General features: G+C 61.8%; 12 protein-coding genes. 5 read left to right on the forward strand and 7 right to left on the reverse strand.

Translation table 11 applies throughout. The annotated features are described in order from the left end of the window. Positions 1–76: 76 nt before the first annotated feature. The 4 genes from KU306_RS04660 to KU306_RS04675 all read right to left on the reverse strand — a co-directional run bounded on the left by KU306_RS04660 (position 77) and on the right by KU306_RS04675 (position 5,298). Entirely contained in the window at positions 77–2,626 is a 2,550-nt protein-coding gene (locus KU306_RS04660) for a DEAD/DEAH box helicase (protein ID WP_258303025.1), read from the reverse strand. 407 nt (positions 2,627–3,033) lie between these two features. After that, a complete protein-coding gene (locus KU306_RS04665; RefSeq protein ID WP_258303026.1) occupies positions 3,034–4,209 on the reverse strand; it encodes an OapC/ArvC family zinc-ribbon domain-containing protein in 1,176 nt (391 codons plus the stop codon). 48 nt (positions 4,210–4,257) lie between these two features. Continuing rightward, a complete protein-coding gene (locus KU306_RS04670; protein ID WP_049907471.1) occupies positions 4,258–4,650 on the reverse strand; it encodes a DUF2073 domain-containing protein in 393 nt (130 codons plus the stop codon). A gap of 6 nt (positions 4,651–4,656) precedes the next feature. Then, a complete protein-coding gene (locus KU306_RS04675; RefSeq protein ID WP_007543961.1) occupies positions 4,657–5,298 on the reverse strand; it encodes an Era-like GTP-binding protein in 642 nt (213 codons plus the stop codon). A 1,667-nt stretch (positions 5,299–6,965) separates the two neighbouring features. Here KU306_RS04675 and KU306_RS04680 point away from each other — a divergent pair. Then, entirely contained in the window at positions 6,966–8,555 is a 1,590-nt protein-coding gene (locus KU306_RS04680) for a Cdc6/Cdc18 family protein (protein ID WP_007543963.1), read from the forward strand. A 68-nt stretch (positions 8,556–8,623) separates the two neighbouring features. Here the strand turns inward: KU306_RS04680 and KU306_RS04685 are convergent, their stop codons facing one another. Beyond that, positions 8,624–9,361, reverse strand: a complete 738-nt coding sequence (locus KU306_RS04685; protein WP_258303027.1) for a S24/S26 family peptidase — start codon at positions 9,359–9,361, stop codon at positions 8,624–8,626. Between the two features lie 79 nt (positions 9,362–9,440). On the opposite strand from KU306_RS04685, the gene KU306_RS04690 reads away from it, so the two are divergent. Both KU306_RS04690 and KU306_RS04695 read left to right on the forward strand, forming a co-directional pair. Further along, positions 9,441–11,054 carry a DNA-directed DNA polymerase II small subunit gene (locus tag KU306_RS04690; protein ID WP_258303028.1) on the forward strand — a complete coding sequence of 538 codons (1,614 nt, stop codon included), beginning with the start codon at positions 9,441–9,443 and terminating at the stop codon, positions 11,052–11,054. 122 nt (positions 11,055–11,176) lie between these two features. After that, the gene (locus KU306_RS04695; RefSeq protein ID WP_258303029.1) at positions 11,177–12,304 is read left to right on the forward strand and encodes an NADH:flavin oxidoreductase; all 1,128 of its coding nucleotides are present in this window, start codon (positions 11,177–11,179) and stop codon (positions 12,302–12,304) included. 83 nt (positions 12,305–12,387) lie between these two features. On the opposite strand, the gene KU306_RS04700 is transcribed toward KU306_RS04695, so the two are convergent. Continuing rightward, positions 12,388–13,197, reverse strand: coding sequence for a ZIP family metal transporter (locus KU306_RS04700; protein WP_049918828.1), 810 nt, complete (start codon positions 13,195–13,197; stop codon positions 12,388–12,390). 138 nt (positions 13,198–13,335) lie between these two features. Next, positions 13,336–13,764, reverse strand: coding sequence for a hypothetical protein (locus KU306_RS04705; protein ID WP_007543969.1), 429 nt, complete (start codon positions 13,762–13,764; stop codon positions 13,336–13,338). Positions 13,765–13,951: 187 nt separating this feature from the next. Here KU306_RS04705 and KU306_RS04710 point away from each other — a divergent pair, with 187 nt between their 5' ends. Then, the gene (locus KU306_RS04710; protein WP_007543970.1) at positions 13,952–15,130 is read left to right on the forward strand and encodes an aspartate kinase; all 1,179 of its coding nucleotides are present in this window, start codon (positions 13,952–13,954) and stop codon (positions 15,128–15,130) included. A 200-nt stretch (positions 15,131–15,330) separates the two neighbouring features. Then, positions 15,331–16,677 (forward strand): tryptophanase, encoded by a 1,347-nt coding sequence (locus KU306_RS04715; protein ID WP_007543971.1) that lies wholly within the window; start codon positions 15,331–15,333, stop codon positions 16,675–16,677. The last annotated feature ends 1 nt before the right edge of the window (position 16,678 follow it).

The following is a 16,678-nucleotide window of genomic DNA, read 5'->3' on the forward strand; positions in this document are numbered from 1 at the left end:
GAGTAGTCGACCGACGTGACCGTGGCTAGTTCGAAAATCGTACACAGAAATCTGCGAACAGTGCGTCGCAGGCCCGTCAGCGGTACTCGGACCCAACCACGTCGCGAATTCGTTCGGCGGTGACGGCACCAACGCCTGGTACTTCTTTCAGGTCGTCCTCGTTGGCCGTCATCACCGCTTCGACGCTACCCAGTTCTTCGAGCAGGTTTCGCGCCGTCACAGGGCCGATATCGGCGATTGCCGAGACGACGTACTCCTGCTGTTCGTCGAGTGTTTTCGCGCTCTTGCCGCCGTGGACGCTCACGGTACGCTCTCTGTCGGTCTGCTCGCGCGAGGCGATAGTTGCGAGCATCTCGGTAGTGTCGTCTTCGTCTTCGGTGAAGAGGACGCTCACGCCGAAGTCGACGGCGACAGAGGAGAGCGCGCCGCGAATCGCGCCAGGGTGGATGTTACGCTCTTCGTAGAGGCCGCGACCCTCGACGATGAGAAGCGGCCGGGCGTAGTGCCGCGTCAGGTCCGCAATCTGGTCGAACAGCGAGCGGTCGCGCTCGGTGAGCGTATCGAGGAAGTCTGCCACGCTCTTGCGCTCGACCGCGACGCGGTCCGAGAGGACGTAGTCGCCGACTGCGAGCGTTTCGAGTCGCGTCGTCAGGTCGTCGCGCTTCGAGAGCGTTCGTGCGATGTTGGAGTCGAGTTCGCGCTGGTCGACGACGATTTCCACACCGTCGTCGGTCCCGGCTTTGGCGATGGTTCCAGTGTCGTCATCGCTGCCGTCACGTTCACTTTCGGTATCAGACTCGGTTGCACTCGAACTGTCGCCGTCACGCTCCTCGTCGGGTTCGGCGCGGGCCAACTCCTCGTCTGTCGGTCCGAAGTCGGCGAGGCCAGATTGGCCGTCTGTCGCCTCGGCGGCCGCAACTGCCTCGCGTCCGCCGTCGTCGGTCGAACCCGCACCAGCGACCCCCTCGTTTCCGGTGGACGTTCCTGAACGTTCGGGAGCGTCTTCGTCATGCTCGGCGGCCTCGCCACCGTTTCCGGCGAACGCCGAGAGGTCGCGTTGCGAGTGGTCGAGTTCGGCTTCGATGTCCGAGGCCGCACCCTTGAGCGAGCGCAGTTCCTTTTCCATCGTCTTCTCGCGGCGGCGCGAAATCCAGAAGTACGCCTCGTCGCGGGTGTCTTCGGCGAGTAAGACGACGACGCGACCGTCGGCCTGTCGTCCGGTCCGGCCCTTCCGCTGGATGGACCGAATCGCCGTCGGAACGGGTTCGAAGAAGAGCACGAGGTCGACCTCGGGCACGTCCAGTCCCTCCTCGGCGACAGACGTCGAGACGAGGACTTCGAACTCGCCGCTTCGGAACTTGTCGAGCGCCTCCTGTTGTTCCTTCTGCGACATCCCGTCAGACCCGTCGCGGTCGCCCTGTCCGACGAATCGCCGGACTGAGAAGCTCTGCGAGAGGAATTCGGTGAGTGCCTCCGCCGTGTCGCGCGACTCGGTGAAGACGATGACGCGCTCGCCGTCGCGGATGCCGAGCGTCTCCGCGAGGAGGATTCGGGTCTCCCGGAACTTCGGGTGGAGTCCGTCGAACGACTCGGCTTTCCGCATCGCCTCGCGCACCTTCGGTTCGGCGACGAGGCGTTGGCTCGCCTTCGACGCGCCGGACGAACGGGCGGCGTTGCGCTGGCGTTCGAAGTACCGCCGAACCGACTCGACGGACTGCGTCTCGACCAGTTCGACCGCCCGGCGTAGTTTCATCACCTCCGCGTGCGTTGACATTCCTTTGTAGCCCTCCGACTTGTCGGCGTTCATCAGGCGCTGAAGCTCCGCGCGCATCCGGTTGAGCTTCTTCTGTGAGACGTCGGGTTTCGTCGATTTGGTGACGCCCAACTGCTTGAGTTTCTCCAGTCGGTCGGTGATGACCTCGTTGAGCGCGTCGCGTATCTCCAGAATCTCGTCGGGGAGTTGGATTCGGTTCCACTCGACGTCCGTGTCGTGAGTGTAGTCAGAGACGTCGGCGTCCTCCTCGGTCATCACCTCCACGTGGACGATTCCGAGGTTCTCACAGACTTCGAGGATAGCTTCCTCGTCGCCACCGGGAGACGCGCTCATCCCGGTGACGAGCGGGGTTTCGGCGTCGGCGTGGTAGCGCTCGGCGATGTAGACGTACGCGTAGTCGCCGCTGGCGCGGTGGCACTCGTCGAACGTGAGGTGCGTCACGTCGCGCAGCGAGACGCGGTTGCCGATGAGGTCGTTTTCGACGACCTGCGGCGTCGCGATGACGATTTGGGCGTCGTCCCAGAGCTCGGCGCGGTCGTCGGGGCGAACGTCGCCGGTGAAGACGACGATGTCCTCGTCGGGGATGTCGAGTGCTTCCCGATAGAAGTCCGCGTGCTGCTGGACGAGCGGTTTCGTCGGCGCGAGAAACAGCGACTTCCCACCGACCTCGTGTAACCGCTGGGCGGTGACAAGAAGGCTGACCGTGGTCTTTCCGAGACCAGTGGGAAGACAGACGAGCGTGTGGTCGTCGCGCGCTGCACCCGCGAGTCGTATCTGGTAGAGCCGCCGCTCGATGAACGACGGGACGAGCAACGGGTGGTCGACGTACGCGACATCCTCGGAGGACGGCATCGGTGGCGATTACGCGCCCTCGCCGATAAGGGTTCGCAGAGTACGGTGAAAGTGAACGAGGATGACTGTCAGCGGGGCCGACGGACGACGGTCAGCGGGTCCGACGGACCGCGGTCAGCGTGTGCCGTCGGCGGTTTCGAAGTCGTGTTCGTCTGGACGCGGGTCGGGCAGCGACGCACCCACGAGCGCCGCCCATTCTGCGACCTTGTTGTTGTTGTACGAGTTGGACATAGCGCTTCCCCTAGGAGGATATACTCTCAACTATCGTATATAATGATTGTGCCGGTCGGGTGTCGAGTTGTGACCGCCGACTCGAAGACGAGGCGAGGCAGGAATCCTACCGAAACGGGATACTACGCAGTTCGAGGCGAAACGAAGGGGTAGTGCGGGGTTTGACGTCTGCGTTCTCAGTCGTCGCGGTCGCCGGGCCCCCACGAGTCAGGAACCTCGATAACGTACCGACCATCCTCGCGAAGCGAGATGATGTACTCGTCTCGGTCGTACAGTTCCATGAGGTTGAGTTCGTACTGACCGGGATTGACGATTTTGATGCTCTCGAACTGGTCGTTGAGTTCCTCTCGCAGTTGGTCGAGGTCGGGGCGGTCGTCGGACGGTGGCTCGACGACGTGACCGTCGGCGTCCGTCGGCACGTCAGCAGGCGCGTCTACTTGGGGCTGCTGTGGGTCCGACGGAGGCTGTTGGGCTTCCGACGGAGGCTGTTGGGCTTCCGACGGAGGCTGTTGAGCGTCCGACGGAGGTTGTTGAGCGTTCGACGGTGGCTGCTGCGATTCGGTTGTCTCTCTCGGAGGTTCGCGCTGGGGCTTGTCGTCTTGGTTACGGCGAGACGAATCGAGCGCCGCGAGTTCTTCGGGAGTGACGACGTCGCTTCTGGCGCTCCGCTGGGAATTGTCCTCTTCGTCTTCGGTCCGCGCGCGAATCCCGCGGTTCGTCTTCCGAGGCGACCGCTGGGTAGACCGTTCCGACCCTTCTCCCGGGTCCGGTCCGGTCGACGAAACGGCGTCTGGCCTATCGTCACGTGCCGAGGCGGGTTCCGGTTCGGTTCCAGATTGCGACGGCCACTCGCCCCATCCGCGTTCCGTCGCGTCGTCTTTCGACGTCCGCTTCGAGTCCGCACGGTCGTCAGTGCGTGTCTGTGGAGGCTGCCGCTCTTGCGGGGGCTGTCGGTCCGGTTCCCGTCGAGAGTCCGAGCTGCGTTGTGGGTCCGAGCCGCGTTGTGAATCCGGGTCGCCCCCAGCGTCCGAGTCGCGGGGTGAGTCGCGTGTCGGTTGGGACTGCGAGTTCACCCAGTCTTGAACTGTGGTCTCTTCGTCTTCTGTCGTCGGTCGTGCGTCGTTTTGGGCCGCCCGGCGGCGAACCGCGTCGGCCGCAGACGATGTCAAGTCCTGTGAACCGGCGCTGTCGGACGCGCCAGTGTTGTCACTCCCGTCGGCACTGCCAGTATCGCTGGTCGTGCTCGCGGGTTGGAACTGGAACTTGTTACCGCCGCAGCTCGGGCACCCCGAAAGCATCTCTTTGGAGCCGTCGGGGAACACCTTACCGCACGTCGTACATTGGTGTGGCATGGTAGATGGTGGCGCCGGGTGGCGCAGTTCGTGTCTCGCGTCCGCTCCTTACTTCCGCGAGACGAGTGCGCTGATGAGATTCTCGTCTTTGTGGAGCGTCTGAATCTGGTTTGCAGGACCGATGACCGTGAGCTTCTGTGTCGATTGCCGACCCATGAGTCGGTCGAGGAAGCTCTGGTCTGCGGCCTGCGAGCGCGGATACGTCTCTATCTCGATGCCATTGAACTCGTCGGGGCTGATTTCGGCCATCGTGACCTCGATGAGTTTCGACTCTTCGTCGGGTGAAAGACCCTCTTCGAGGATGACGATGTTCCCGTCGCGAACGCCGTCGAGGATGAGACGAATCTTCTCCATGCTGGTGAGACTCGCCATCCGACTCCCACTGAAGAGGTCTATCTGAACCCCACCAGAGCCGTTTTCGGATGTCGTTGCTTCAGGCATAGTGAATCACGCGAAGTACTCCGCGATTTTGGCGTACACTTCGTCCATGTTCTCGCCCTCGAGGGCCGACAGTTCGACCGTCTCGTGTTGCGGGTACGCGTTCGAGATACGCTCGACGTTCGAGTCTTCGAGGTCGATCTTGTTCGCGAAGATGAGAACCGGCAGGTCCTGGCTCTCGATGATGCCGATGAGCATCGTGTTGACCTGCGATATCGGGTCCTTCGTGCTGTCGAGGACGTAGATGACGCCGTCGACGTCTTCGCGGAGCCAGTGCATGGCCTCGGCGACCCCCTCTGTCGCCTCGCGAGACCGGCGCACGGCGTCTTCTTTTTCCATGTCGTGGTCGAGGAACTCCTTGTAATCGACCTTCGTCGTGACACCCGGGGTGTCGACGATGTCGATAGTGACCTTCTTGCCGTTTCGCTCGATTTCGACGTTTTCTTTCCGTCGAGCGCGGCGGGTCTCGTGAGGGATGTGGCTCTCGGGACCGATTGCGTCACCGGTCCAATCACGGGCGATACGATTTGCGAGAGTCGTCTTCCCGGCGTTAGGCGGGCCATAGATACCGATTCGCTTTGGCTCGCTCTCCGAAAAGAGCCGGTCGACGACTCGTGAGATGCTGTCTCTGAGATCTGTGAGCAGTCCCATCCTGGGCCTCCCGCACCTCCCGAACGCGTCGTGGAGGGCGTATGGAGGTATCACCCAACCGGACTCACTTAAGCACTACGTCAGACACCAGTCACGTTTTAGACAGGATACTGTAAATAATAACTCTCTGTCATATTGGTCCGAACGACAGAGAGCGTAATTTCGATGCTTAATGTCCACCACGAATGGGTGCTTCATCGTGGTGTTCTCTCACGCCATCTGTCGATAATGGAGGATTGTATCTGCTACTTTGGCCGTGCGAGCGCACACGAAGTGGAGGGGTTCGCGAGAGACACCATGGGAAGATATAGCATGAAGGTTGCAGGAGAATGAATTTACAGACCGCTGTGAAAACGGTTGACGAACCGGTAAATCGGTGAATCGGTATCCAAGGGGAGACAACTCGGGCAGTCCTCGCGTATCGATTACTGCGCCGATTCGACTCGAATGCACGTTCACTCGAAGGGTTGTTTTTCGACTCGAACGCACCAGCCAGCGCGTGGTACACCCGTTCAGCACGTACCTCTCGACTAAGTCGTACTTCACCCGGCGAGCACAGACACGTGGTCTTCCCGGCCGACCGTATTCGTCGAACTACCGGAACGATGACGACAGGTCATCCGATCAATCGAAGCGACACCTGCCTACAGCCTGCGACACCTGCCTACAGCCTGCGACGCCTAGCCACGAACTACGACGCCCTGTCAAACGGTGTGAGTGCTGTGGACACGAAACAACACGGGGGCAACACCCCCACCCCTTCGTTTCAGGTGGAACGGCCGAAGGGGTGTGGGGGTGTCGACCGCTAGACGGCGGTCGGATGTTAATTCTAACAGAAGCAACCACAATAATAACTCCCTTTTCTCTAGTACGGATATGGTAGGCCAACTACCGGTATAAAACCACCCGTTTCTAAAACTCGTCGTAACCCCCTCCCCACTGTTTCTCGCCTCCACCTGAAACAAAGGGGTGTGGGGCATTCGAGACCCAGGCGTTTCCCGTCGAACTGGAAACCACGACTTAATTCCACCCGAAACCCCTCGCTCATTTCTTCGATATAACCGCTCTCGACGAGCCTCACGCCAGATTCGAAAATATGGATCTCCACACGAAATGAGGGGGTTGTCACACCAAATCTTTCGTGTCTAGACGAGTCTCTGCCTCCACAGACTCATGGAGGTTCGGTGGAAGAACGTGAACCGAACAAAGACGGCAGCGTCACAACAGTTCGGATTCAGTTGTAACAGTCTTCGGTTTCGATTGAGTCAGCGTCCGGTTTCGTTTGCGCATCTCTTGGCCCCGCTTACTTCCCGTCGACCAAGACTCACTCCCTCTTCGACCAGTGATCGTGATACTGACCAGATTCCAACCAACAATACTCTCCTAGTTGGCTGAATCCAGACCCACGCAAAACCGTACCGTGATAGAATCGAAACACACAGTCCAGATATTCGAACCGAAGCCATCCCTGTCTGTCGAATTCTGGTGTTTTGAACCGTGATGAGTAAGAGAAGTAAGACTTTTGTAGCAACTGTTCGTTTGGTTCCTTTGCATCATTTGGAATCGCCACTTTCGGATTCACGAGTTGGAACCGGAATTTCCCGGTATACGGCTCTTTAAACGCCGTTCTTGGCGATTATTCCACCCGAAACAGAGGGGTACACACGATGGACGACGACACACAACGAGGCGACAACCGTCGAGAGGGCACTGCAAGCGACGGGGATGCGGAGTCGACAGAACTCTCGGCTGAAGACATCGACATTCAGGCGAGTATCGGCCCCGACGCCGATGTTCCCGAGGACACTGACCTCGACCAGCACAAAGACCCCGACGTCGGACTCGACAAGGTCGTACTGAACGACGACGAGGAGTCGAAGGGACTGTTCGACGACTTACTCGCTGGCGAGCCAATCTTCGAGAACAAGGAGGTTCTTCGCCCGTCGTACACGCCGCACGAACTCCCGCACCGGACCGACCAAATCAACCAGATGGCGACGATTCTCGTCTCGGCACTCCGCGGGGAGACGCCGTCGAACATCCTCATCTACGGGAAGACCGGGACCGGAAAGACCGCGAGCGCGAAGTTCGTGAGTCAAGAACTCGAATCGACGTCCCAGAAGTACGACGTTCCGTGTGAAGTCGAGTATATCAACTGCGAAGTGACCGACACGCAGTATCGCGTGCTCGCGCAGCTCGCGAACAAGTTCATCGAGAAGAACATCGAACGCATCGAAGCCGAACTCGACCGACTCGACGAGATGCGAACCCGGGCGACCGAAGACCCCAACGCCCTCGACGACACGCCCTACAACTCCATCGCGGAGATAGACGAGCGCGCGGACGAACTCTCCGAGGACGCCGACGAGATGGAGACGGTCCCGATGACGGGGTGGCCGACCGACCGCGTCTATACGACCTTTTTCGACGCCGTCGACTACAAAGAACGCGTCGTCGTCATCATGCTGGACGAAATCGACAAACTCGTCGAGAAATCCGGCGACGACACGCTCTACAACCTCTCGCGGATGAACTCCGAGCTCGACAACTCTCGTATCTCTATCATGGGTATCTCGAACGACCTGAAGTTCACCGACTTCCTCGACCCTCGGGTCAAGTCGAGTCTCGGCGAGGAGGAAATCGTCTTCCCGCCGTACGACGCGAACCAACTCCGCGATATCCTTCAGCACCGCGCCGACGTGGCCTTCAAAGGCGGCGCACTGACTGACGACGTGATTCCGCTCTGTGCAGCGTTCGCCGCGCAGGAACACGGCGACGCCCGCCGCGCACTCGACTTACTCCGCACGGCCGGCGAACTCGCCGAGCGCGGACAGGCCGATACGGTCGAAGAAGCGCACGTGCGACAGGCGCAGGACAAAATCGAACTCGACCGCGTCGTCGAAGTCGTTCGAACCCTGCCGACGCAGTCGAAAATCGTCCTCTTCGCCATCATCCTGCTGGAGAAAAACGGCGTCCGAAACATCAACACCGGTGAGGTGTTCAACATCTACAAGCGCCTCTGCGAGGAAATCGACGCCGATATCCTCACCCAGCGGCGCGTCACCGACCTCATCTCGGAACTCGACATGCTCGGCATCGTCAACGCCGTCGTCGTCTCGAAGGGTCGCTACGGCCGGACGAAGGAAATCAGCCTCTCGGTCCCCATCGACGAGACCGAGGCCGTCCTGCTCACGGACTCTCGACTCGGCGATATCGAGAGTGCCCAACCGTTCGTGCAAGCCCGGTTCGACAACTGACTGTTCTGGCTGTCCGAGTTCGAAAACAACTGACTGCTCCGGTCGATTCGAAACTGACTCTCTCCGTCTCAGGCAGCGACCGCCGACACAGAAGAAACAGGCCCCGTCGAAACGGAAACGGGTGAGACGGGTGTCGCTGCCGTCATCGTGTTCGCGAGCGTCAGTCGGACCCACCCGAGGAATGGAATCCGTACGCGAGCGACGCCCTGCACCCACGAAGGTCGAACCGGGTCGCTGATACTGCTCACTTGGTCGTATCGGGGGTTGTTGTCGCCTTTCGTGATGAACCCGTCGTAGGGTGCCGGGCAGTGTGCGAGTTCCTTGCAGTTGTCTGCCGACATGTACTCGGGGTTGGCCCTCTCGTACCAGTTTTCGCCGGACTCGACGTACAACATCGCCCGATGGATAATCGGCGGGCCAATCGAGCCGGGCTTGTGGTAGACGACGACGCTTCCACTCCCGCCGAACGAGCGATAGCCGACCTCAGACCCCGTTTCGGCGGTCACGACGGCAGTTCCATCGACCGCTGCGTCCGGGACGTAGCGGTCGGGTCCGGTGATGAAAATGAGGTCGCCTTTCTGCATGTGGGGTTCCATACTCCCACTCTCGACGGCGACCATCGGCGGCCACACCCCGCTGATCGCAAAGAGGAGCAGGCCGACGGCGAGGACAGCCGCGACGCTTGAGAGGGCTTCGCGGAGGAACAAAAGCGGGCCGTCCTCGGCCGTCCAGAATCGGGTCAAGAGTCCCTCGTCGGAGTCGTGGGTGGACTCGCGGGGGGACGGGGGACCATCGTCAGCACTCATCACCCCTCGTTTAGTCGGACTGGGTTTCAACGTTCTGGGTTTCGGCACCCTTTTTGCTCCGCTTCGCCCACCTCGTCGTGTGCCTTTGGAGACGCCGGCGCGCATCGTCCGGGCACTGGTGAGTCGCGGCTACAACGCTGAACGCGAGGCCGTGACACTCATCGCAGGTACAGACGACCCGGGAGTCACGCTCGCCCAGGTCGTCGAATCGACACCGGACGACGCGCTCCGAATCACCGCTGACCACGTCCGCGAGGTGCTCGCGTCTGCACCCGCGACTGGACCATCTTCGTCTGCACCCGCGACTGACTCACCTTCGCCTTCGTCTGCACCAACTGGTCCCCCTGGGTCCGAATCCGAGAGCGGCGCAGCCGGCTCCGACCCCCCTGTTTCCGCTGCAACATCGGGAGACAACGAGGAACCTGTTGGAAAATCGACTCCACCTGAAGCGAAGGGGTCGGGGAGCGGGCGGAACCAAGATACGTCGCTTCGGTCGCTGGAAATCGCCAACGACATGACCGGGCAGTCGACCGGGACCGGCGAGTACGACGACTTCGTGAAGGTATTCCGCGACCGCTACGAGAAACTCTCGAAGATGCTTCGCGGCCGAGTCAACCACCGGCCCGCGAAAGCCATCTCGAACATGTCCGGCGGGCAGGACGCCGAACTCATCGGCCTCGTCGACGACGTTCGCTCGACGAAGAGCGGCCACTGGATTGTCGACCTCGAAGACACGACGGGGACGTTTCCCTGTCTCGTGATGAAGGACAAGGACATCGCCAGCTACGTCGACGAACTCCTCCTCGACGAGTGTATCGCGGTGTCGGGAACGCTCTCGGGCGACGCGGGCATCCTGTTTGTCGACGACATGTACTTCCCCGACGTCCCGCGAAACCACCGAACCAACACCGCCGACCGCCACGTGCAGGCCGCACTCATCTCCGACGTCCACGTCGGGAGTCAGGAGTTCATGGCCGACTCGTGGCACCGTTTTGCCGACTGGCTCCACACCGAGGAAGCCGAGAACATCGAGTACCTGCTTATCGCTGGCGACATGGTCGAAGGCGTCGGTGTCTACCCGAACCAAGACGAGGAACTCGACGTCATCGACATCTACGACCAGTACGAAGCGTTCTCGGAGTACCTCAAGGAAGTGCCCGGCGACCTCGACATCGTGATGATTCCGGGGAACCACGACGCGGTTCGACTCGCCGAACCCCAACCCGGATTCGACGACGAACTTCGGGATATCATGTCGGCTCACGACCCCCAGATTACGAGCAACCCTTCGATGGTCACGCTCGAAGGCGTCAACATCCTCATGTACCACGGCGTCTCGCTGGACGAGGTCATCGCCGAACTCCCATCGGACAAGGCGAGTTACGACGAACCTCACAAGGCGATGTACCAACTCCTGAAGAAACGCCACGTCGCACCGCAGTTCGGTGGCCACACGCGACTCGCACCCGAAGAACTCGATTACCTCGTCATGGAGCAGGTGCCGGATATCTTCCACACCGGCCACGTCCACAAACTCGGCTGGGGTAAGTACCACAACGTCCTCGCGGTCAACTCCGGGTGTTGGCAGGCCCAGACCGACTTCCAGAAGTCCGTCAACATCGACCCCGACGCAGGCTACGCCCCTATCGTCGACCTCGACACGCTGAACATGACGGTGCGGAAGTTCTCCTGAGCGAAGGAGTTCGTGGTCGGTTCCGACGGTTGTGCGCCCGCCACGGGTCGATTCTGACGGTTGTGCGCCCGCCGCGACCAGACCGCCGTCGCCTTATTATACCGACAGTCAGATGGAGGGGTATGTCTGACGACGTGCTGTTCGACACGGCGACGCTAAACGACCTGACGCTCGACAATCGCGCCGGTCTCGCACCGATGACTCGTGTGAGCGCGACAGCCGACGGGCGGGCGACCGAGGAGATGGCGCGGTACTACGCGAAGTTCGCGGACGGCGGCTTCTCGTTTCTCGTCACCGAGGGCGTCTACACGGACGACACTTACAGTCAGGGCTATCTGAACCAGCCGGGTCTCGTTACCGAAGACCACGTCGAGGCGTGGACGCAGGTCACGGACGCCGTCCACGACACGGACACAGCAATCTTCGCCCAGTTGATGCACGCCGGCGCGCAGACGCAGGGCAACCCCTACACCGACGACGGCGACACAATCGCTCCCTCCGCGGTCCAACCGAACGGCGAAAAGTCCGAAGCCTACGGCGGGAGTGGCGAGTACGCGGTTCCACGGGAAGCGACCCACGACGACCTCGACGAGGCTCGTGCGGGGTTCGTCGCGGCGGCGGAGAACGCGGCCGAAGCCGGGTTCGACGGCGTCGAGATTCACAGCGCAAACGGCTACTTCCTCAACGAATTCCTCTCTGCGGACGCGAACCGACGCGACGACGAGTACGGCGGCGCACCCGAGGACCGCGTTCGGTACCCCGCGGAAGTCGTCACGGCCGTCGCCGAGGCCGTTCCCGACGAGTTCGTCGTCGGCGTGCGCGTCTCGCAGACGAAAGTCACCGACGACAGCTACGAGTGGCCCGAAGGAGAGGACGCCGCCGAGGTCTTCTTCCGCGAACTCTCTGCGGCCGGTGCCGACTACGTCCACACCGTCGACGCGAACGCTGCCGGGCCGACGTTCGGCGCTGACGGGCCGTCGCTCGCTGAAGCCGCGGCCACGTACGCCACAGCCGACACGGTCATCGTCGCAAACGGCGGTCTCGGCGACCCAGACGCGGCGCGCACGGCGGTCGAATCTGGTTCCGACCTCTTCACCCTGGGGACGAGCGCGCTCGCGAATCCCGACTGGCCAGCGCGCGTCGCGGCTGGCGACGACCTCGACGAGTTCGACCCTGCACACTTCCTCGCGCCGAAGGCGACCATCTCGGACCACGAAGTTCCGGCCGAAACCCAGCCAGCGGACGACTGACGCTCACTCGGTCTGTCTAGAGAGCAGCCCCCACGTCGCTCAAAACCGACCCGGAACCCCTTCGCTTCCACTCGAACTCCCGTCTATCCGAGCGTCACGTCGAGATACAGCATCACGACCACGCCGACCATCGTCCCGAAGGTCGCGATGCGCTCGTTTCCGTTCGCGTGCGTCTCGGGGACGATTTCGTCGGAGATGACAAACAGCATCGCACCCGCCGCGAACCCCATCGCGTACGGGAGGAGCGCTTCGGCGTACTGGATGGCCCACGCGCCGAAGATTGCCAGCGGAATCTCGACGATGCCTGCCCGAATCCCGGCGAGCGTTGCATAGGTCGTGTTTCGAAGCCCGGCGTTGACGGCGGCGATAGAGACGGCCAGCCCCTCGGGGATGTTCTGGATACCGATAGCGAGCATCAACGGGATGGCGGTGTTCAGGTCTCCGGACCCGAACCCGACGCCCACGGCCAGTCCCTCCGGCATGTTGTGGATGGTGATGGCGACGATAAAGAGAATCACAGAGGCCATCTTTTTCTCCGTCTCGGGGGCGTCAACCCGCGTCTTCCCTGTCACGAGAATGTGGACGTGCGGAATCCACAGGTCTGCCTGGTCGAGGACGAACACACCGATGAGAAAGCCGACGAGAACCGGAACTGGGTTGCCGCCAGCTGCCTCGATACCGGGGAGGATGAGACTCGTAAAGCTCGCGGCGAGCATGACCCCGGCTGCGAAGCCTAAGAGCCCGTCGAGCGAGCGTTTCGACGGATTGCGCCAGACGAGGATGAGCAACGCCCCCAGCATGTTCAAGAATGCGATGACGAGACCACCGACGAGTCCGTGTACGACGGGGTTCGTCCCGGCGATGGAGACGAACAACTCCTGAATAGTGGTCATCGACACCGCCTCATTGGGGGCGCTGTGGGTGCGAAACGGCACATGTGGTATTCGACAACACACGAGTATGTATGTCCACCGCCAGTTCCGGCCGGACAAGAACGACTCTGGCTGCCGATTTCGAAGGGATAGTGGTCGCTACGACGACTCGCCGAACCGATACCGAATCGTCTGGGAGCCATCGAAACGCGGGCCGTCTCCCACTCGCTCGAACCCGGCGTCTTTGACTGCCTCACGAAGGCTCGATTCGGATTCGACGAGGAGCGCTTCGACGGGCAGTTCTTCCGTACTCGCAAAGCGCAGTGGTTCTTCGAGCAGGCGGGCGACCGCGTTGTCCGTCCCGGCGAGTCGGGTGATGTGGACCATGCCGTCTTCGACGTCGAATCCGACGAAGCCGTGAATCTGCTCTTCGCTGGCCGGTGCGTCGGTGTTCGGGTCCGCCCCAGCGTCGGACGTCGCCACCCGGACTGTCCGGTCACGGACGAGACGGCGCATCGCCACCGTCGGCGCGTTCGCGACGGCCGCGAGCGCTTCGGCGTCCGAGTCGACGGCGTCTCTGACTTCCATACGTCATGGTTCCGCGCCGTCGGCAATAAACCTCTGCCCGGTACGCGGTCGAATTCGCCGTCTCGCCTGCGAATTCTGGGAAGTAGGCAACGGTTGAACAGGGGGACATAGTTATACGTCCCCCTGCGTTAGCCCCTCGCATGTTTGAGCACCACGAGTCACAGCGTTACGATGTACCGGAGGGACCATGCGCGTAGTCGCGAAGTTCGGCGGTACGTCCCTCGGAAGCGGTAATCGAATCAATCGGGCCGCAGACTCCATCGCTGCGGCGGTCGAACAGGGTCACGAGATAGCTGTCGTCGCCTCCGCGATGGGGTCGACGACCGACGACTTGCTCGACGAGATTCAGTTCGACGCCGACGACCGCGACCGAGCCGAAATCGTCTCGATGGGCGAGCGAACGAGCGTTCGGATGCTCAAGGCCGCGCTCTCTGCTCGCGGCGTCGACGCCTTGTTCGTCGAACCCGGTTCCGACGAGTGGCCGGTCATCACGAACGACCTCGGCGAGGTCGATATCGAAGAGACACAGCGACGCGCCGCAGAACTCGCAGAAGAGTTAGACGGTGTCGTTCCCGTTGTCACTGGCTTCCTCGCGCAGAACCACGACGGCGAGATTACGACGCTCGGCCGCGGCGGGTCGGACACGACCGCCGTGATGCTCGGCAAGTACATGGAAGCCGACGAAGTCGTCATCGTGACCGACGTCGAAGGCGTCATGACGGGCGACCCGCGTGTCGTCGAGGGCGCGCGGAACGTCGGTCGCATCACCGTCGACGAACTTCGGAACCTCTCGTTCCGCGGTGCAGAAGTCGTCGCGCCGTCGGCGCTGTCGTACAAAGACGACGCGCTCGACGTCCGCGTCGTCCACTACCAACACGGAAACCTCCTCACCGGCGGGACGCTCATCGAAGGCGAGTTCCACAACCTCATCGACATGCAGGAGGACTCACTCGCCTGTCTCACCGTCGCCGGGCGAGCGATTCGGAACCGTCCGGGCATCCTCGCGGACCTCTCGGTCGCCCTGAGCGACGCCGGAATCAACGTCGATTCGGTCGCCTCCGGGATGGACTCGATTACGTTCTACGTCCGCGGCGACGAGTCGAATCAGGCCGAAGCGGTCCTTCACGACCGAGTCGTCTCCGACGAGGCGCTCTCGTCTGTCACCGTCGAAGACGAAATCGCCGTCGTCCGCGTCACCGGCGGCGAACTGCCGAACCGACCGGGCGTCATCCTCGACATCGTCCAACCGATTTCCGAGGCGGGCATCAACATCCACGACGTCATCACCTCTGCGACCTCTGTCGCTATCTTCGTCGCGTGGGGCGACCGCGAAGAGACACTCGAAATCATCCAAAACCAGTTCTAACCTCGCGCTGTCTCCGTTTTTTCACACGTCACGAGCATCGGCACTGGCATCTGTGTGGCTGTGGACCGCATCCTTTCTCGACCGCGCTCGAACGTCCCCCACACCGATGCACACACCCGTCCACGAACGCCGGAATACGCGCCCAGTCCCCCGTTTTTCCGCGTACATATTTCTTCACATTTCGGGCCGTGTGTTGGGGCATGCGTTCGTACAAGGCAAAGATGGTCGAACCCATCGAACTCCCCTCGCGTGAGGAGCGGGAGGCTGCTATCGAAGAGGCGGGATACAACGTTTTCAATCTCGACGCCCGCGACGTCTACATCGACCTGTTGACCGACTCCGGGACGGGAACGATGTCGGCAGACCAGTGGGCAGCGATGATTCGCGGCGACGAGGCCTACGCCGGAAGCCGGTCGTTCAACAACCTTGCCGACGCCGTCCGCGACGTGATGGGATTCGAGTACGTCGTCCCGACGCATCAGGGTCGCGGTGCCGAGAACGTCCTCTACGGCGTGCTTCTCGAAGAGGGCGACGTCATCCCGAACAACTCCCACTTCGATACGACCCGCGCCCACATCGTCAATCAGGGGGCCGAGCCGGTCGACTGCCCCTCGCCCGCATCGCGCGACCCGAACTCCAACGAGTCGTTCAAGGGTAACTTCGACATCGACGCGGGCTACGCGCTCGTCGAGGAAGTCGGCGCGGACTCGATTCCCGTCGTCGTGCTCACCATCACGAACAACTCCGTCGCCGGTCAGCCCGTCTCGATGGCGAACATCCGCGCCACCGCCGAGTTCGCCCGCGACATCGACGCGATGTTCGTCATCGACGCCTGCCGATTCGCCGAGAACGCCCACTTCATCAAGCAGCACGAAGCCGGCTACGAGGACACGTCTGTCGCCGAAATCGCCCGCGAACAGTTCGAACACGCCGACGCCATCACGATGTCGGGCAAGAAGGACGCACTCGTCAACATCGGCGGGTTCGCCGCCATGCGCGACGAGACGGTGTTCGAACACGCAAAGCAGCGCGCCATCCTCTTCGAAGGGTTCCCCACCTACGGCGGACTCTCGGGCCGCGACATCGAAGCGATGGCCGTCGGTCTTCGCGAGGCAGTCACGCCGCCGTACGTCCACGAGCGCGTCGAACAAGTCGGCGAACTCGGTGACATGCTCTCGGAGCGAGACGTGCCAGTCTACCTCCCGACCGGCGGCCACGCCGTCTATCTCGATGCCGGGGAAATTTTCTCGCACATTCCGAAAGAGCACTTCCCCGGACAGGTACTCGTCTGCGCGCTCTACCGCGAGGGTGGCGTTCGCGGCGTCGAACTCGGCGAATTCGCCTTCCCCGGTGCCGACCGTCCGGACCTCGTTCGCCTCGCGCTCCCGCGGCGGACCTACAGCCGCGAACACCTCGAACACATCGCCGAGACGGCCGAGGCAGTGATGGAGTCGGCCCACGAATACGACGGCCTCGAAATCGTCGAGGAACCGCCGATGAAGGAACTGCGTCACTTCTCGGCGAAACTCGAACCCGTCTCCGAATAGC

This window comes from Haloferax larsenii (genome assembly GCF_024730625.1).
In the GTDB taxonomy this organism is placed as follows: domain Archaea; phylum Halobacteriota; class Halobacteria; order Halobacteriales; family Haloferacaceae; genus Haloferax; species Haloferax larsenii.